Source organism: Pseudomonas brassicacearum subsp. neoaurantiaca (assembly GCF_013608025.1).
Lineage (GTDB): Bacteria > Pseudomonadota > Gammaproteobacteria > Pseudomonadales > Pseudomonadaceae > Aquipseudomonas.
Genome location: NZ_VDLV01000044.1, coordinates 146173 through 165504 on the forward strand (window position 1 = coordinate 146173; position 19332 = coordinate 165504).

The following is a 19332-nucleotide window of genomic DNA, read 5'->3' on the forward strand; positions in this document are numbered from 1 at the left end:
TGGGGCGGTTCAGGATTTCAGCGCCACGTCTGTGCTGTTCAGTGCTTCAGCCATGGAAACCAGGATGCGCCTGGGGCCGTTGTATTCGTTGCGCGCATGCACCGAGAGCATGTTGTCGAGCAACAACACATCGCCGCGTTGCCAACTGAACTCGATCATGTTTCGCAGATACACGGCTCGCAGGTGCTCGAGCACCTGCGGCTCGATAGGGCTGCCGTCGCCATAAAACGTGTTTTGCGGCAGATCGTCGTCGGCGAAGTCGGCCTGCAGGGCTTCACGTACGCTGGCCGGCAGCGTGCTCACATGAAAGAACGTGGCGTGGTTGAACCAGAGGATTTCGTCGGTACGCGGGTGGCGGACCAGTGCAGGGCCTACCTGGCGCGTGCGCAGGCGATTGTTCTCTTTCCATTCGGTCTGTATGCCGACACCGGCGCAATAGGCGTCGACCTGCGCCCGGTCTTCGGTCTGGAACACAGTCTGCCAAGGCAGGCCAAAGCCATCGCCGTAGTTGCGCACGTACATGATGCCCAGGCGCGCGAAGCGTTCACGTACCTCGGGATCGATGGCGCGGGTGATGGCGCGGGTATCGCCGATGGGCGTTTCTCCGCGCCATTGGGGCGCGACGTCGCACCACAGGAAAATCTTCAGCGGGAACACCGGTGAATAAGAGTGTTCGTTGTGGGGAAAAATGCGCTGGTCCTGCGGGTAGTCGGTCGACGTATAGATGTTCAGGCGCGGGTCGACCTGGGTTCTCGGCGAGGCCCTGAACTTGTACTCCAGCGCGCCCCCCGACAATGAGCTGATGCATTGATCGAAGGCGGTGGCGTTGTCGACCTGGAAGTTACGAAACAGCAACGCCCCGTGTTCCAGGAGCTTGCGCTCGATCAGTTCGCGCTGCCGCTGCGCCCAGGCGATGAGGCTGACACCTGGGCCGGCGGGTTCGCACAGCAACGTGTAGTTCTGGCCGTCGTTGAGCGGCTTGAAGGTGACCAGGGCGTCTTCATCCAGGCGAATCGGCTTGCGGCGCATGCCGCCCAGGGTAGGTGTCGCGGGACCATTCATGTCTTATCCCTCCATAGAGTCAGTAGTGAATCGAGTACGCCGACGTGCGCTGCCCAACCGTGCCAGGCTCTGCTCGTTGCGTGCGTTCAGGTGCTTCATGCGTTGGTCGTGGGTCTGCCGTTTCAGGTCCTGGGCGAGATCGTCGGTCAGTCGCTCGGGGTTCGTGGCGACCTGCTCCAGCAACGTGCTGAAGGCATCGGCGAAGGCCTCGGCCGTTGTCGCGTCGAACAGGTCGGTGCTGTATTTGAGGGTGCAGGCCAGCGCGCCCTGGTCTTCCTCCACCGTGAGGTGCAGGTCCAGCTGTGATTGACCGTGTTCGATGCGCTCGGGCAGCACTTCCAGCCCAGGCATCTGCAAGGCGCTGGACGGTTGGTTCTGCAGCACCAGCTTGACCTGGAACAGCGGGTTGTAGGCGAGGCTGCGCGGTGGATTGAGGGCTTCCACCAGTTTGTTGAAAGGCAATTCCTGATGCTTGAACGCGTCCAGTACCTGCGGGCGCAGACGCTGGATCAACTGGCTGAACGTCGGGTTGCCGGTCAGGTCGCCGCGAAGGGCCAACTGATTGATGAAGAAGCCGATGAGTCCTTCGGTTTCTGCCCGGTTGCGGTTGGCCACGTCAGTGCCGATCACCGGATGCTGGCGACCGCTCTGGGCATACAGGCAAACCTGCAAGGCCCCCAGCAAGCCCATGAACAAGGTCGCCCCGTTGGCCTGGCAAAGCTGTTTCAAGGCTTGGGTGGTGTGTTCGCCTATCTGGAACGACCATCGCGCACCTCTGCCGCTCATGGCCGCCGGGCGCGGTCTATCGCCGAGCAGGTCCAGCGGCGGCTGGGGCTCGCCAAGCGCCTGCTTCCAATAGCCCAGCTGACGCTCGAGCATCGGCTCGTCCAGGTACCGCTGTTGCCAGGCAGCGTAGTCGCAATACTGGATGGGCAATGGCGCCAGCGTCGGGTTGTCACCGCTCAGGGCGCTACGATAGAAGTGAGTCAATTCGCTGACCAGCAGGCCCATGGACCAACCGTCGGAGATGATGTGGTGCAGCACCAGCAACAGCAGATGTTCGTCGTCCCGCAGCTTGATCAGGTGCAAGCGCAGCAAGGGCGCCTGGCGCAGATCGATAGGACGTGTCGCCAGCTCGATGAGCAATCGTCGAGCCGCGTTTTCAGCCGTTTCGACAGGCAGGTGGCTGAGGTCATGCAAAGGCATCGGCAGGTCGACGTCCGCCTGGACCTGTACGAAAAGCTCCGCGTCCTGCTCATGGAAACTGCTGCGCAATGCTTCATGACGTTGTACCAGTTGCCTGAAGGCCTGGTGCAACGCGTTGACTTCCAAAGGGCCGCGCAGGCGCGCCGCGCTGGGAATGTGATACGCCGCGCTCTCGGGTTGCATGGCCTGCACCAACCACATCCCTTGCTGGGCGTGGGACAGCAACCGGCGGCCATCGGGCGGGACGGGAGCGGGTCCGATGGGGGGCTCGCTACTGGCCTGCGCCTTGGACAGCACCGACGCCAACTGGGCGATGGTCGGTGCTTCGAAAAGTGCCCGCAGGGGCAATTCGACGCCAAGCACCAGGCGGATGCGGGTGATCAGTTGGGCGGCCAGCAACGAGTGCCCACCCAGGGCAAAAAAATTGTCGTGCAGGTCGATGGATTCCAACCCGAGCACCTCCTGCCAGAGCAGCAGCAGTTGCCGTTCCTGCGGGGTTTGCGGTTCCCGGACCTGGGTCGCTTGCAGCGAATAATCGGGAGCCGGCAGAGCGTTCCTGTTGAGCTTGCCGCCGGGCGTCAGCGGTATCTGCTCCAGTGCGACAAAGGCGGAGGGCACCATGTAGTCCGGCAACTGCCCGGCGATGTGTTCGCGCAAGGCCGCCAGCGCCAGGGGTTCTGCCTGGTAAACCACGTAGGCGACCAGGCGCCGGTCGCCCGGCCGGTCCTCCCGTACGATCACGACGGCCTGGCGAACGGCTGGATGGCTCTGCAAGTGCGATTCGATCTCGCCCAGCTCGATCCGGAAGCCGCGCAGCTTGACCTGTTGGTCGATGCGCCCGAGGTATTCGTAGCGGCCGTTGGGCAGGCGTCGTACCCGGTCGCCGGTGCGGTACAGGCGACTGCCGGGTGGGCCAAACGGGTCGGGACAGAAGCGTTCGGCGGTCAGCCCGGGGACGTCGTGATAACCCCGGGACAAGAGTGAACCGCCGATGCACAGCTCACCGGGCACACCGACCGGCGCAAGGTTGTCATCGCGGTCGAGCAGGTAGTAGGCGCGGCCGCGCAACGGTTCGCCGATGGGCATCTGCAGCGGCAATTGTTCATCGGCCAGCAGCAGCGTGCAGTCCTGGATACTCGATACGACGGTGATCTCGGTAGGGCCGTAGATGTTCAGCAGCCGGACATGACTCAGCCCAGCCTTGCGCCAGGCGTTGAGCCCTTCGGGCGGCATGGCTTCGCCGCCGACGCTGACCAGGCGCAGGGCACCGTAGGCATCGGCCGGATCCAGGGCAAAGTCCTGGGCCAGCTGATACCAATAGGCGGTGGTCAGGCAGGCCGCGACGGTGATGCCATGGCGATACAGCCGGGCATGGAATTCACGGCTGTCCCACAGCTCGGGGCCCCGTACGACCAGGCTCGCCCCGCACACCAGTGGGGGAAACAGCTGATCGACGAAGCCATCGAAATTGAACGTGGAAAACTGCAACACCCGATCTTCGGCACTGACGCCGTAATAGTCGCGCGCGACTTCGGTGTAACCGGCGAGCGAACGATGCGTGACGGCGACACCCTTGGGTTTGCCGGTGGAACCGGAGGTATAGATGACATACGCCAGTTGTTCCCGGTGCACGGAGCGCTCCGCCATGGCGGGTTGATCGTCGCGCATTGGCGCGAGCGCGCAGACGTCCATGCACGGCCGTCGATAAGGCTCGACCACCGGCGCTGTGGAAGCGTCGACCAACACCAGGCGGATGTCGGCGTCATCGATCATGTGGCTCAGGCGTTCCGCCGGGAACTGCGGATCCAGCGGCACGAAGGTGAGTCCTGCCTGCAACACGCCGAACACTGCCGCGACGATGTCCAGCCCACGGGGCATGCACAAGCCAATGCGTGCTTGCGGTGGCAGATCGAGCGCCAGCAGGTGCTGGGCGATACGGTTGACCCGACCTTGCAGTTCAGCGTAGCTCCAGGCCAGGTCATCGTGGATCAGCGCCAGGCTGTCCGGGGTGCTTGCCGCTTGCGCCGCCAGGCGCAGGTGGACCAGCTCGGGCAATGGCGAAAGTGGCAATGAGGCCTGGCACTGGGCCAACAATTGTTGTTCGGCCTGGGCATCGCGAATTGGCAGTTGGCAGATCTTGCAGTCCGGACTGTCCACCAGGCCCTGCAGGAGGGTGTTGTAGGCGCGGCCGTGGTTGACGATGCTGTCGTGTTCGAACAGATCGGCGTTGTAGGTGAAACACACTTCGAGCCGGTCGCTGCGCTCCGACACGTTGAGTGTCAGGTCCAGTTGCGCGGTGATCTGCTGGCGCTCGATTTCCTCGATCTCCAGCCCCGGCAGTTCCAGGCGGCGCGGTGCGTGATCATCGAGCAGGTTGAACATCACCTGGAACAACGGCGAGTGGGAAAGGTGACGTTCGGGTTCGAGGGCCTGGACCAAGCGCTCGAAGGGCAGCTGTTGATACTCCAGGGCACTGCGCCGAGCATCGTTGACGTCATCCATCACCTCGTTGAAGGTGCGCCGCCCGTTGAGTTCGCAACGCATGACCAAGGTGTTGATGAAGCAACCGATCAGGCCTTCGGTTTCCATGCGCGTGCGGTTGGCCACGGGGACCCCGACACGCAGGTCGGTCTGGCCGCTGAGGCGATACAGCAGGACATTGAAAGCGCTCAGCAGCACCGTGAACAAGGTCGTGCCACGCGCCTTGGCCAGTTGTCGAAGGCCTTCGGTCAATGCTGGATCGACGCCAAGGTAATGGCGGGCGCCACGACCGCTCGACTGTTTTCCCCGGGGATGGTCGGTCGGTAATTCCAGGAAGGGTTGCTCCCCCGCCAGGCGCTCGCGCCAATAGTTCAGTTCCGGTGCCAAGGCACTGTCGCTCAGGCACGTCTGTTGCCAGGACGCGTAGTCGCAATATTGCACGGGCAATACAGGCAGTTGTGCTTCGACGCCTTGCAGCGCGGCGCTGTAGAACGCGGTCAGTTCCTTGACCAGGACACCCAGCGACCAGCCGTCCGCGACGATGTGCTGGGCGGTCAGCACCAGCACGTGTTCATCGTCGCTGAGCTTTACCAGCAGGCAGCGCAGGGCGGCCTGTTGCAGGTCGAAGGGGCGGTTGGTTTCGCTGTCGATCAGCTGTTGCAGGCGTGACGTGCCGTCGCTGCCGTGCTCGTTCGAAAGATCGATTAGCGCCACCACCAGTGGCCGCTGCGGATGAACGACCTGATGCGCCTTGCCCTCGGCTTCGTGGAAAGTGCTGCGCAGGATTCCATGCCGCGCCACCAGCTGATCGAAGCTGTATTGCAGGGCATCCATATCGAGCGTGCCCCGCAAGCGCAAGGCGGCGGGCATGTTGTAGGCGCTGCTGTCGGGGTCGAGCCGGTGGAGGAACCACAGGCGCTGCTGAGCCCAGGACAGCGGGCGCGGCCCTTCGTCCGGCGACGGCACGATCGGCAGGCGGCTGAGTGCGATGCCTTGCGCCGCCAGGGCGGCGGCGAAGGCTTCGCGTTTTTGCGGCGTGAGCCTGGCGATGCGTTCTGCCAGTTGATGCGGATTGATTTCCATAACGTGATCGCGTCCTTGGGGCATCAGACAGAAGGGCTGGAGGATTTGGCGCGCGCCTGTAAAGCGGCGCGCTCCTCGGGCGACATCGCAGCCAGCGCGCGGCGCAGTTCGGCGATTTTCAGCAGGCGGCCCGGCTGGCTTTCCTGGGCGCGCAATGCCTGCGCCAAGGTCGCGATGCTCGGGTTGTCGAACACCAACCCCGGCGGCACTTCCAGTTGCAGCAGGCTGCGCAGGCGTGTGCAGAGTTTGATGACCATCAGCGAGTGGCCGCCGAGGTCGAACAGGCTGTCGCTGATGCTCAGGCTGTCGCGCTCCAGCAGCTCCTGGTATAGATCAGCCAGCAGGGCTTCGAGGGCATCCCTTGGTGCCAGCGCGGCACGATGCTCCGTCAGGCTCTCGGGACTGGGCAGCGCGGCGTAGTCGATCTTGCCGTTGGCCAGGCGCGGCAATGTCTGCACCCGCAGCAACTGCGAAGGGGTCAGGTAGTCCGGCAGCGACGTACGCAGCTCGGCGAGCAAGTCATTGCTTTCTCGGCTGCTGACCGTGTAGGCCAGCAGCTTGCCGCCGGTGAAATGCACCACCGCCTGGCTGACGCCGGCCAGCTTCAGGAGTGCCGCCTCCAACTCACCCGGCTCGACGCGGAAGCCGCGAATCTTGATCTGTTGGTCGCTGCGTCCCGCCAGATGCAAGCGGCCATCGGGCGCCAGCCGTGCCAGGTCTCCGGTGCGATACAGGCGCTGACCCGGCTTGAACGGATCTTCGATAAACGCATCCGACGCTCGGTTCAGGTAACCGCGGCTGACTTGCGCGCCTCCCAGGTAGACCTCACCCAGGGCACCCAGCGGCGCGGGTTGCAGGCCTGCCGGGGTTCGTTCGAGGACGTAGGCGCAGGTGTTCGCCAAGGCCTGTTCCAGGGCCAGCGGCGCGCTGCTTTCGAAGGCCTGGCTGAGACTGAACAGCACGCCGACCGTGGTTTCGGTCGGGCCGTAGTGATTGTGTACCCGACTCTGGGGGGCCACTTCCTGGATGCGTTGGCGCAATGCCCCCGGGCACGGTTCGCCGCCGAGAATCACGACATCCGGCAAGACGCTGGCCTGGTCTTCGAGCAAGGCCGCCAGATGCGACGGAACGATCTTCAAGCAGTCGATGCGCTGATCGCGCACAAAACGTGCGAATGCGCTGGCATCGCGGCTGGCTTCGTCACTGGCCAGGACCATGCAGGCGCCGTTCCACAGGGCACCGAATAGCGTGGTGTTGCCCAGGTCCGCAGCCACCGAGGAGATCAGCGCGAAGCGATTGCAATCAGCCAGGTCCAGCGCTTCGCTGATCGCCGCCGTGTAGTTGAGCAATTGCCCGTGTTCGATAACCACGCCCTTGGGTTCGCCGCTGGTGCCCGAGGTGTAGAGCAGATAAGCCGCATCGTTGAGCGCAATAGTTTGCACTGCAGGTGCCTCGGCAATCGCCGAGTCCCGCAGTTCGCAAAGGCTCACGCCCCGGGCAGAGCCGATGAGCAGTTGCGGCTGCGCATCGCCGAGTATTTTTTCCAGGCGGGCGTCCGGCCAGGAGGGGTCCAGGGGGATGTAGGCGGCACCGGCTCGCATCACCGCGAGCAGGCCCAGCAGCAGATTTGCCGAGCGTGGCAGCAGCAGGGCCACCTTTGATTCGCGGCCAATACCTCGCGCGCGCAGGGCCCCGGCCAGTTGCTCGACCTGTTCGTGCAACTGGCGATAGTTCAAGGTCTGGACATCGACCTGCAAGGCCGGCGCGTCCGGCGTGGTGTGCGCCCAATGCTGCAACCGCTGGGGTAGCGTGCGGGAACCGAAGTCCCGGCTAGGGCCGCACAGCTGGAATTGGCGGGCCCGGTGCCCGGCGTTGCTCAGCGCCAGCTCGACCATGGCGCGGTTATCCAGCCCCTCGGACAGGCTTTGCAGCAGGCAGGCATATTGTTCCAGCAAGCACCGCAGCGTTGCTTCGTCGTAATGCGAGCCGGGCGCCTGGACACTGACTGTGAGGCTCGGCGAGTGCTCATCGAGGATGACTTGCAGCGCCAGCTCGAAACCCGGGTCGACACCGGGCAGTGTATCGACGCGCCAGCGCAGGCCTGCGCGGTCGATGTCCGGGCAGTGGCTCGCCAGGTTGAAACCGATTTTGCGATGACGGGTATGCGTGGAGTCGGCGACGTTCCAGTATTCCTGTTGCTGAGCGTGGGCGTCGAGCTGACTGGCCACGCTTTGCAGCCACTGCCCGAACGTGCCGTTCAGGTCGGGTTCGAGCACCAGGGGCAGGACTTTTTCGTAGACGCCGATCCCGTTGGCCAGGGTCTCGTAGTCGAAACGGCAGTCCTGTTGCCAGCCGCCGGCATATACGCCGTGCCCGCCCACACGCGCCAGCAGCAACCACCATGCCGCCTGGAGGATTGTCCCCAGCGGTTGCTCGCATCGGTCGGCGAGTTGCCGTAGCACCTGGTGCAATTCGGCGGGCAAGCGTTGATCGACCGACGATGCAGCATCCTCGGCCTGCGGTTCGCGATGCGATCCCAGCTGCAACGACGGCATGTCCGCAAGCGCCAGCGCGGCCCAATAGGCGCGACCGTCGACGGCTTCGTCATCGGCATCGAGATCGTTGCGCCATTCGACGTACTGCGAGTACTGGAACGCTTCCTCCAGCACCGCGCCGGGATGGGCATAGAATTGCGTCAGTTCACCGAAGAGATTTTGCAGGCTGAGCCGGTCGCCGGCGCAGGCAGCGACCAGCAGGTCGAGACGCCATTGGGTCGGTGCCAGCTGACGCAGGATCGCGCGAACCAGGCAACCGCTCTCAATGGCAAACGGCGCGTCAAACAGTGCAGCGCTCTGCCGTTGCTGCTCGGCGTCGGACAGCGCGGCGTCCAGCACATGCCATTGCACTGTCGCCGGCATGACGTGCTGGCGCAGGCTTCGATACAGGTTCGAGGGGCGTAGCGCAGTCCGCAGGCTGGCATGGCGGTCGATCACTTGCAGTAACGCTTCGTGCAGTTGCCCCGGGTGTAGCGGACCTTCCAGGATCATGCCCAGACGCGCTGGCGGACGGGCGCTTTGCAAGGCGATGGACTGCTCGGCGCTCAAAGGCAGATCGTGGTTCGTTGCGAAATCATTGCTCATGTCAGGGTTCAATCCTGCAGTTCCATTGCGTTTTGGTAATCGGCCAGGTGAGCCGGCTCATGCAGGTCCCCCATGGCCACGACAATTTTCCGTGGGCCTTCGAAGGGGTCCCGCGCATGCGCGGCCAGCAAGTTATCGAGCATGATCACGTCGCCCTGTTGCCAGTCGAAACGCACCGCGCATTCTTCGTAGAGGCGACCTACCAGTGCCATCGTTTCTGAGTCGATGGGGCTGCCATCACCGAAAAACACCTGGCGCGGCATACGTTCCTGACCGACCATCCGCAGCAGGTCCTCGCGTACCTGCGGGTCCAGGCAGAACGTGTGGTGCAGTTGAATCTGGTTGAAGAAGCTGCGCTCGCCGCTCAATGGATGACGAATCACCGCCGGGCAGCGCGTGCGGGTCTGCAACTCGTCATTGGCCAACCAGTGGAACTCGGTACCGCTGGCCCGGCACCGGGCCTCGACCTCGTCGCGATCGTCGGTCTTGAAGAATTCCCGCCAGTTGACGTCGAGGCGCTCGGTGAACGTGCGTACGTAGAGCAACCCTTTGCTTTCGAACCTTGCGGCCAAGGCTGGCGGCAGGCGGCGGTACAGTTCGCGGCAATCGACGATGGGCGTCGCACCGCCCACAGGCGAAGGCAGCTCGCAGAAAAACCATTGCTTGCGCGGAGACCGGGGCAGGTGCGAACTCTCGTTGTGGAACAGGATCATTTCCCGCTCGGGATAAGGCGTGGAACGGTAGATATTGCGTCCGCCTTCTTTCTTGGGCAGGTCGCCGTAGCCGCCGAACAGGCCGGGGTGGATGGCTTCGGCGAAGGCTTCGAAGGCCTTGGCGTCGTCCAGGGCGAAACCGCGGAACAGCAGGCCGGCGTGCTGGCACAACAGGGTATCGATCAGGTCCCGCGAGCTTTGTGCCCATCCCACTGGATCCAGGTCCGGGACGCAGGGTTCGATCATCAACGGGAACTCCCGTCCCGGCAGCAGCGGGGCAGTGCGGATCAGCGGCTTGGGCGCTGCGGCGCGGGCCGGCATTTTTTTCAGCTTGTCGAGTTTGCTCGATGGCGAAGGCGAATTAGCCAAGGCGGATGACTCCACAGGGGGCAACGGGATGGTGAAATGAGCCAGGGCGGCGCAGGGCTGCTCGACGACTTGCTGCAGCAGGCCCAGCCAGGCCTGGATCAGGGCCTCGATGCGTTCGCCCTTGAACAACGCACGGGCATACACCCAGTCGCCGCGCATGACATCGCCCTGGCGTTCGAGGAACAAGGCCATGTCGAATTTGCTGGTGCGTTCCGCCGCAGGCAGCAGGTGGGCTTCCAGGCCCGGGAGGGCAAACTCGGCTTGAGGGGTGTTCTGCAAGACGAACAAGGCTTGTACCAAGGGGTTGCGGCTGCGTTCGCGGGGGACCTGCAAGGCTTCCACGATACGGTCGAACGGCAGCGCCTGGTGCTCGAAGGCTTGCAGGCAGGTATCGCGGGTACGGGCGAGGAAATCACTGAAGCGTTCGTCACCCGCTCGCCGCGAGCGCAGTGGCAGGACGTTGACGAAGAACCCGATCAGGCCTTCGAGGCTGGCGTTGTCGCGCCCGGCGACATCGGTGCCCAGCAACAGCTCGTCGGTGCCGGTCAGCTGATGCAGCAGCATCTCGAACGTGCTGAGCAGCACCATGTACAGCGTGACCCCTTCGGCGAGGGCCAGCGCTTCGAGGCGCGCCAGCAATGGCGCCGGGATTTCCAAGGCCTTGGCGGCGCCTCGCGCATCGGCCTGGGCCGGGCGCGGCCAGTCGGTCGGCAGCGCCAGGACCTGCGGCGCACCGCGCAAATGTTCCTGCCAGAAGGTCACGGCTTTATCGAGACGTGGGCCCTGCAGGCACTCACGTTGCCAATGCGCATAGTCGGCGTACTGCACCGGCAAAGGTGGCAGCTGCGCAACCTTGCCGGCATGGAGCGCGGTATAGATTTCGCTGAGTTCGTTGATCAGCACGCCGACCGACCAACCGTCGGCGACCATATGATGCAAGCCGAGGAACAGCAGATGTTCATGCTCGTCGAGCTTGAGCAGCCGCGCCCGGATCAGCGGTGCTTGTGCGAGATTGAAGGGGCGCCGCAGGTTGTCCAGGCTTTCCTGGTCGGCCACGGCCTGGCGCTGCCCGGCATCCAGTTGCGAGACGTCGCGCACAGGCAGGTCCATTTCCAGGTGCGTCGCGATCGAGGATACCGGTTCGCCGTCGATGTCCGAATAGGCGGTCCGCAGGACCTCATGACGATCCAGCAAGGCGTTGAATGTCGCGCGAAGGACATTGACGTCCAGGGAACCGTGCAGGCGCAGGGTGGCGGCCATGTTATAGGCTGCGGATGGCCCATGCAGGCGATCGATCATCCACAGGCGGTGTTGGCTCAGGGACAGCGGCATGTGCGCATGGCGGTCGATGGGGCGCAACACTGGCAGGACGGCGGCGTTGGCGGGTTGAGTCGACAGGATGTCCAGGCACTGCGCCTGTTGCCACAGCAGTGGCGCGTCGAACACGCTGCGCAGCGCCAGTTCCAGGCCGCAGCGTTGGCGAATGCGAGCGATCAGGCGAGTGGCCAGGAGCGAGTGTCCACCGGCTTCGAAGAAATGACTGTTGCGTCCCAACGGCTGGGGCGGCAGCAGCGTTGCCCAGAGCTCGGCCAGCAATTGCTCGTTGGCGCTGCTCGGTGGGTCGACTTCGACGCTGTCCAGCGTGGGCGCTGGGAGGGCCTTGCGATCGACTTTGCCGTTGGCGTTCTGTGGCCAGTTGTCCATCTGCACCCACAACGAGGGCACCATGTAGGCGGGAAGACCGTCGCGGACAAACCGGGCCAGCGCGGCGTCAGTGAGCGCGTGCCCCTGACGACCCTGCCAGTAGCCCACCAGCATGTCGCTGCTGCCCAGTTTGCGCAGGCTGACCATGGCGCGAAGGATGTCCGGATGACGCTCCAGATGCGCTTCGATTTCGCCCGGTTCGATTCGGAAGCCCCGCAACTTGAGCTGGAAGTCCTTGCGCCCGAAATACTGCAACACGCCGTCCTCATCCCAGCGCGCCAGGTCGCCGCTGAGGTAAAGACGAGTGCCGGCCGCGCCGAAGGGGTTGGGGATGAAGCTTGCGGCGGTGCGCGATGGGTCCGCGAGATAACCGCGACTGACGCCGATTCCGCCGATGGCCAATTCGCCGACCACGCCCTTGGGCACCGGTTGAAGATCGTGGCCCAGGACATAGAGTTCGGCATTTGCGGTGGGCCGGCCGATCGCCACGCTGGTGCCTTGGTCGGGCGCGTTGCGCAATGGCTGGAAAGCGACGTCATCCGAACACTCGGCTGGGCCATAGGCGTTCATCAACGGAATGTGCGGGTAATGCCTGAACCACTGTTGGGCGGTTGCCACGGGCAAGGCTTCGCCGGTGGGCAACACCCAGCGCAGGTTTGGCAATGGCATTGGCTGGTCGGCCTGGCTTTCCAGCATCGCCTGCAACAACGCCGGTACCGGCTCGAACAGGCTGACATGGCGCGTGCGCAAAACTTGAAGCAAAGCCTGGGGATCACGCACGACGTTGTCGCCGATAATTTCCACGCAAGCGCCGAACAGCGGCGCGGTGAGGGCTTGCCAGACGGAAATGTCAAAACAGGCCGGCGCGGTCTGGGCAATGACATCGTTCTGGTTCAGGCCCAACGGCTCCAGCTTGGCCAGCATGTTGTTGAGCATGCCGGCGCGGGTGACCATCACGCCCTTGGGCTGGCCGGTGGAACCCGAGGTGAACAGCACGTAGGCCAATTGATCCTGGCGTGCGGGTTGTGGTGGCAGGCGTCCAAGCGTGCTCATTTCCACCAGGTCGTTCGGCAGGGCGTATTTGCCCTGGTAGACCGAAGCCAGGCGTTCTGCGTATTCGGGCGAGCAGATCACCATTGGCTGTTCGAGCCGCGCCAGCACCTGCTGCCAGCGCGCCGGCGGTTGGGTGGGCTCCAATGCCAGCCAGCCAGAGCCCGCACGCAGGGTTGCGACCATCAGGCACAACCAGTCCAGGCCCCGGTCGGCGAGCAACGCGATCGGTTGGTCGGGTTGCGCGCCCAATGCCTGGAGGCCGCAGGCCATGATTTGCGAACGTTGCCAGAGTTGCGCATAGGTCAACGACTGGTCGGCACACCGCGCGACCAATCGTTCGGGATGCGCGGCAACCCGCTGGGCTACACGCTGCTCCCAACTGCCTTCGAGGCTGTAGTCGGCACGATGGGTGCCCCAGCCAAGCAGGCGGACACGTTCGTCGGCGGTCAGGATCGACAGCTGTTCGAGGCGGGTATCCGGCGCGGTATCCATCGCCAGCAGCAGTCGGTGCAGGTCATTGACCAGCGCTTGCAGTGATTCCACAGGCAGGCGTCGGGCGTCGGCACTGAAAAGCATCTCCAGGCGACGTCCTGGCAAGGCTTCGACCGTGAGGCCGTAGCTGGTCTGTTCGAGGTTATCCATGACCTTGAGCGTCAATTCGCCCGATTGCAGTTGCCGTTCGCCCAGGGCCGGCAGGTTCTGGAACACCAACAGGGTGTCGAACAGCGCTGCGCCCCGCGGGTGTTGCTGGAGGATTTCGGCCAGTGGCGTTTGTTCATGCTCGCGCATGGCGACACTGGTCGTCTGCACTTGGTGCAGGTACTCGCCCAAGGTGAGCCCCGAGTCCACCTGCAAACGCAGCGGCAGCGTGTTGATGAACACGCCGAGCATCTGACCGGCATCCGGCAGGTCGCCTGGTCGCCCGCTGCTGGTCACGCCGAACATGACATCCGGTTGGTTGTTGTGGCGCGCCAGCAACAGGCCCCAGGCTGCTTGTATCAGGGTATTGAGCGTGACCCGGGCGTGTTTCCCCAGCGCGTTCAGGCGGGTGGTCTGCGTTTCGTCCAGTTGCAGGCTGCGGGTGTAGTAGTGTTCGGCCGCCGCGCTTTCTGTAGGCGCGAGGACGGGCAGGGAACCGGCCCCTTCGAAACCCGCCAGGCGCTGCTGCCAGTAGGCCTGGCTCTGGGTGTCCGGTTGCGCGGCGAGCCAGTCGATGTAGGCGCGATAGGGGGGACGACTGTTGATCGCCAGGCCGTTGTACCGGGCGAGAATTTCTTCCATCAACATCACCGAACTCCAGCCGTCGGCGATCAGGTGATGGCGACTCCACACCAGCCAGGTCCGTTGCTCGTCGAGACGAATCAGGGCGATGCGTTGCAAAGGAGGGCGCTGCGGATCGAAGCCCAGGGCACGGTCGGCCACGCAGTAATCGGCCATGGCCTGCTGGCGCTGGTCTTCATCGAGTGCGCTCCAATCCAGCTGCCGTACGGGCAGTTGCAGGTCGCGATACACCCCTTGCAACGGTTCCTCCAGGCCTTGCCAGAGGATGCCGGTACGCATCAGAGGGTGCGCGGCGAAGGTGTCGCGCCAGGCCGACAGGTATCGTGCCGGGTCCAGTGGGCCTTGCAACTCGGCTTGCAGCTGGTTGACATAAACGCCGTTGCCATTTTCCAGCAGACTATGAAACAACAACCCTTTTTGCAGTGGCGACAGCGGATAGGCATCTTCCAGTTCGGTCCCGGCCAACTCCTCGACCGCTTTGCGTTCGTCCGGACTGAGGGCGAACGCTGGCGGTGCAGGATTCGCCGAAGCTTGAGGCGCTGCCTCGGCCTTTGGCGGTTCGCGATGACTGAGCAGGCTCGCCAACGCTTCGATGCGCGGGTGGGCGAAAAGCTCCTTCGGGCTGAATCGCAAGCCTTGCTTGCGGGCTTTTGCAATCAACTGCAGGGCGATGATCGAATCCCCGCCAACCGCGAAGAAATCATCCTGCCGGCCCAGCTCAGTGCGTTGCAGCACCTCGGCCCATAGGCTAAGCAGTTGTGCTTCCAGCTGCTTGAGCGGCGAATCCAGCGTGGCAGCCAGCCGTGCGATGGTGGGATGGGCGAAGAAATGTTTCGGCGTGAACTTGAGCTTTGCCTTGCGTGCGCTGGCGATCAGTTGCAGGGCGAGGATCGAGTCCCCTCCCAGGGCAAAGAAGTCGTCATGGATCGAAAGCGACGGTCTGCCGAGGACCTCGCACCACAGGTCCAGCAACAGCGCTTCCACCGGATCGCGAGGGCCGGCACCAAGCGTGTCTTGGCGCGGGTCGTCTGTCGGGGCGGGCAGGCTGTGTCGATCGACCTTGCCATTTGCCAGGCGTGGCAGTTCGGTCAATTCGACATACAGGCTCGGCAGCATCGGCTCGGGCAATTGCGTCGCCAGTTGCTCGCGCAGCTGTGCGCGATCCAGGCCGGCGTCCGGCACCAGGTAGGCGATCAGTTTTACGGCATCGTGGTCGCCCAGCGTCCGAGCCACCACCACGGCCTCGCGCACGCCGTGACAGGCCCTGATGCAAGCTTCGATTTCCCCTGGTTCGACGCGGAAGCCACGGATTTTCACCTGGTCATCGATTCGACCCAGGAACTCTATTGCGCCGCAAGGCAGCAGTCGGGCGCGGTCACCGGTGCGATACAGGCGTTGGCCCACGCCGCTGAACGGGTTCGGAATGAACCGCTGGGCCGTCTGGCCCGGCTGGCCGAGGTAGCCATCGGCGACGCCAGGGCCACCGATATAGAGCTCGCCGGCGCTGCCCAGCGGCATCGGGTCCAGATGACGATCGAGCACGTGGATGTTGACGTTGGCCAGGGGCGCGCCAATCGGTGCGAAACCTGAAAAGGTCTCGTCGGACCCGGTCACGGGTTGGGTCAGGCAACCGACGGTGGTTTCCGTGGGGCCATAGTGGTTAATGATCCGGCAGCCCGGCGAGATTGCCTGCAAACGCTTCACCAGCGTCAGGTCCAGGCCTTCACCGCCCAGCACCAGGCACTGGCGCGGGAGCAGCCGCTCTGGGGAGGCGACCGCGAGGAGGGCGTTGAGGTGCGACGGCACGATCTTCAGGCAATCGACTGGCGCGGCGGCCAGGCTTCGCGCCAACTCCTCGGGATCGGCGGCCAGTTGTTCATCGATCAGGCGCAGGGTGCGGCCGGTCAACAGCGCGCCAAACCAGGCGGTGTAGCCCAGGTCCGCCGCCACGCTGGCCAAGGCCGTCAGGCTCGCGTCCTCGCTGAGCGCCAGGCTGCGCATCACCCCGTCGACGTAGTGGATCAGGTTGCCCTGGGTCACGCGCACCGCTTTGGGCGTGCCCGTGGAACCAGAGGTGTAAATGAGATAGGCCAGTTGCTGAGCGTGTGCAAGCACGGCAGCCGTTGGTGCGGTGGTCGTGCCATGGGTCAGGCTGTGCAGGGTTTGATCGGGGCCGATCCATACGCTGGCGGCGCTGCCATCGAGCAACTGCTGGCGTCGCGACTGCGGCAAGGCTGGGTCCAGGCACAGGTAGGCCGAGCCGAGTTTCCAGCTGGCGAGCATGGCTGTCATCAGCGTGCGGCCCCGGGGCAGGACCAACGCAACGATCTGGCCCGGGCCGGCGCCGGCATTTTGCAACTGCTGGGCCAATGCTTCAGCCGCCTGGTCCAGTTGGGCGTAGGTGAGCGAGCCGTCGGCGTCGCTGAGGGCGGTTCTGTCTCGGTGCGTGCGGACTTGATGATCGAAGGCTTCGACAGCGGTTGCAAAGGCAGGCTGGCTATCCAAGCCGTGGCTGCTTGACGCTGCTGAAGGTGGGCAGGCCGGCAGGTCGCTGACCCGTGCCCCAGGCATCTGCGCGGCCTGATTGGCAAACCAGGCAAAGTGCTCGGCCAGGCTGGCGATTCGTCGTGCATCGAACAGGTCGGTGCGATAGCGCCATTGCGCCAGCAATTGCACGCCGTCATCTTGCCAACGCAGGTTGAGGTCGTTGGCCGCGCCGCGTTGGGTGAACAGGTGCTCTTGCACGCTGTACTCGCCCAATTGCTCGTCGCGACGGCTGGGCATATAGGTCAGCATGCAGCGGAACAATGGACCGTTGCCGACATCTTCCTGCATGCGCGTCGATGGGTAGCGGCGATGACGCAGGCCCTCGCGCATTTGTTGCGCGACGTCGCGCAAACAGTCGTCCAGGGTCGGGTTGTGCTCGAAACGGGCGCGCAGCGGCAGGCTGTTGAGCGTAAAGCCCATCAGGTTCTTGTATTTGGCTTTGTGCCGATCCATGGTCGGCGTGCCGATCAGGAAGTCGTCCTGATCGCTGCAGCGGTGCATGAACACTTGGAACAGCCCGGCCAGCAGCACGAACAGGCTGACCTGATGAGTGTCGGCCATCGCGCGCAGTTTGTTGCTCTGGGATTCGCTGAGCAGTAATTCGAATTCGTCGCCCTCGTAGTCAGGGTTGCGCGGGCGAGGGTGGTCCGGTGTCAACTCCAGCGCCGCAGGGGCTCCGCTGAGTTTCGCCTGCCAGTAGCTGGCCAGGGAGGCGAGCTTGCTCTCTTCGAGCAGTTCACGGTTGTCCTCCAGCCATTCGAAGTACAGGCCCGGTGCTGGCAGGTCCAGCGGTTCGCCCGTGAGGTGGGCGTGGTAAGCGGCGAAGGTCAGCTTGAGCATCCATTCGACGGTCAGGAAATCGCCGCTGATATGGTGCGCCGCCATGCACAGATAAAGTCGACCTTGATTGCGCAGTAGCCGCAAACGACAGACGTTGGCCGAAGCGAGGTCGAATGGCTCATCGGCATGATGCTCGATCCACGCCTTGACCCCCGCCGCGTCGAGGTCATCGAGGCACTCCCAGGTGGCGTTGGCGCGGAACTGTTCCGGGCGCGCCATCCACAATTGCCCCTCCACTTCCCGATAGCCGCAATGCAGCGTTTCGCAGTGTTCGACCACGCGCGCGAAGGCCGCGCACAGTGCATCGGCGTCCAGGTCGGCTCGCAGCTCGCGCGCGGCAACCATGTTGTAGGCATGGCTGCCGGGGTTGAGCTGGTGAAATTGCCACAGCGCTTGCTGGCCGGGGCTGGCCAAATGCAGGAGGGAGGACGTCATGTCAGTTTTGCTCCTGGGCGGGTTCGGCCATGGCGACGATCACTTGCCGGGGCCCTTTGAAACTGGCGCGACCATGGGCCACCAGCATGTTGTCGAGCATCAGCACGTCGCCTTTTTCCCAAGGGAAACAAACGCTGTTTTCGGCCAGCACCCCGCGGATCTCGTCCAGCGCGCTTTCTTCCAGTTCGCTCCCGTCGCCGTAATAGACATTGCGGGGCAAATCGAGAGGATCATCGTCGACTACCGCCATGAGGCTTTCACGAATCGCCGGGGCAAGGTTGGAGACGTGGAATAAATGCGCCTGGTTGAACCAGACCCAAGCCTGGGTTTTCGGATGACGGGCAACGGCCTGGCATACCTGGCGGGTGCGCAGCTCGCCGTCCTCTTTCCATTCGAACGCAATGCTGTTGGCTCGGCAGTAGGCTTCTGCCACGGCGCGGTCCTCGGTGTTGAAGGCCTGCTCCCAGGACAAATCCAGGCCGTTGCCATAATTGCGCACGTACATCAGGCGTTTATCAGTGAAGCGCTGGCGCAAGGCGGGATCGAGCTGTTGGAAAATTCGCCGGCTGTCGGCGATAGGCGTTTCGCCACCCTCGGCGCTGGGCTGGACACAATGGAACCAGATCTTCATGGGCCATTGCAGGGTGTAGGACTGTTCGTTGTGCAGGGGAATGGTTTGATGGGCGGGGTACTCAGTGGACGTGTAGACGCCTTGCTCGATGGCTTTGCGCGGTGTCGAGCCGAACTCGTAATTGAGCAGCTCATGGCCGAAACCGCGTACCAGCGCTTGAAAAGCGTGCTCCCCCAGAACGTCGAACCCGCGTAGCAGTAGTGCTCCCGTCTCGTGCAGTTGGTCGTCGACCAGCCTGTGCAGCTCGCTCAAGTCTTGACGTGTGCGATCGAGCGGTTCCACCAGCAGTGGCAATGTTTCCTGCATCAGAAGTGGGCGCACGGATAACCCTGTTGCGTGCTCGACTTCCCGTCCCATGCGCTTGCTCCTTCTTAGTACGTCATGTGTCAAAACGCCACTTTGTAGTGCGTTTCTTGAGGCGAGAAATACTATCTGATACCTGTGGTAGTTGTTAATAATATTTATTAACATTCGCATTATTAATTTTTCGCTGCCAGAATCATCGTCTCTCGCAGTGCTCAGGCTCCATTGGATAACGCTCGTACAAAGGAATAGAAAATGAGTTGGGACAACGCTGAAAGCGGTTTCATCGTGGTGGTCAATCACGAGGAGCAGTATTCGATCTGGCCGGATTACAAGGCGTTGCCCGAAGGCTGGCGCGCCGCCGGCCAGCAAGGCAACAAGGCCCAATGCCTGGCGTGGATCGAAGAGCACTGGACGGACATGCGCCCGCTCAGTTTGCGTACGGCCCTGCATACCACCCCCCAGCATTGAACGGCTGCCTATA

General features: G+C 63.6%; 6 protein-coding genes. 1 reads left to right on the top strand and 5 read right to left on the bottom strand.

All coding sequences use genetic code 11. From position 1 onward, the window contains the following. Nucleotides 1-9 precede the first annotated feature (9 nt). The 5 genes from FHK92_RS21655 to FHK92_RS21675 are packed head-to-tail and all read right to left on the bottom strand — an operon-like array spanning nucleotide 10 to nucleotide 18902. Nucleotides 10-1062, bottom strand: coding sequence for a TauD/TfdA family dioxygenase (locus tag FHK92_RS21655; protein ID WP_181289872.1), 1053 nt, complete (start codon nucleotides 1060-1062; stop codon nucleotides 10-12). 3 nt (nucleotides 1063-1065) lie between these two features. Next, nucleotides 1066-5832, bottom strand: coding sequence for a non-ribosomal peptide synthetase (locus FHK92_RS21660; RefSeq protein WP_181289874.1), 4767 nt, complete (start codon nucleotides 5830-5832; stop codon nucleotides 1066-1068). A 23-nt stretch (nucleotides 5833-5855) separates the two neighbouring features. Continuing rightward, the gene (locus FHK92_RS21665) at nucleotides 5856-8972 is read right to left on the bottom strand and encodes a non-ribosomal peptide synthetase (RefSeq protein WP_181289876.1); all 3117 of its coding nucleotides are present in this window, start codon (nucleotides 8970-8972) and stop codon (nucleotides 5856-5858) included. 8 nt (nucleotides 8973-8980) lie between these two features. Next, nucleotides 8981-17914, bottom strand: coding sequence for a non-ribosomal peptide synthetase (locus FHK92_RS21670; RefSeq protein WP_181289878.1), 8934 nt, complete (start codon nucleotides 17912-17914; stop codon nucleotides 8981-8983). A gap of 1 nt (nucleotide 17915) precedes the next feature. Further along, complete coding sequence (locus FHK92_RS21675; RefSeq protein ID WP_181289880.1) at nucleotides 17916-18902, bottom strand: TauD/TfdA family dioxygenase; 987 nt, start codon at nucleotides 18900-18902, stop codon at nucleotides 17916-17918. Nucleotides 18903-19103: 201 nt separating this feature from the next. Between FHK92_RS21675 and FHK92_RS21680 the strand changes: the two genes are divergently transcribed. After that, nucleotides 19104-19319 carry an MbtH family protein gene (locus FHK92_RS21680; RefSeq protein WP_181289882.1) on the top strand — a complete coding sequence of 72 codons (216 nt, stop codon included), beginning with the start codon at nucleotides 19104-19106 and terminating at the stop codon, nucleotides 19317-19319. Nucleotides 19320-19332: the final 13 nt, after the last annotated feature.

Bases quoted from the DNA above. Each gene is read 5' to 3' on its own strand.
- FHK92_RS21660 (WP_181289874.1), bottom strand. From the start codon at position 5,832: ATGGAAATCAATCCGCATCAACTGGCAGAACGCATCGCCAGGCTCACG.
- FHK92_RS21670 (WP_181289878.1), bottom strand. From the start codon at position 17,914: ATGACGTCCTCCCTCCTGCATTTGGCCAGCCCCGGCCAGCAAGCGCTG.
- FHK92_RS21665 (WP_181289876.1), bottom strand. From the start codon at position 8,972: ATGAGCAATGATTTCGCAACGAACCACGATCTGCCTTTGAGCGCCGAG.
- FHK92_RS21680 (WP_181289882.1), top strand. From the start codon at position 19,104: ATGAGTTGGGACAACGCTGAAAGCGGTTTCATCGTGGTGGTCAATCAC.
- FHK92_RS21655 (WP_181289872.1), bottom strand. From the start codon at position 1,062: ATGAATGGTCCCGCGACACCTACCCTGGGCGGCATGCGCCGCAAGCCG.
- FHK92_RS21675 (WP_181289880.1), bottom strand. From the start codon at position 18,902: ATGGGACGGGAAGTCGAGCACGCAACAGGGTTATCCGTGCGCCCACTT.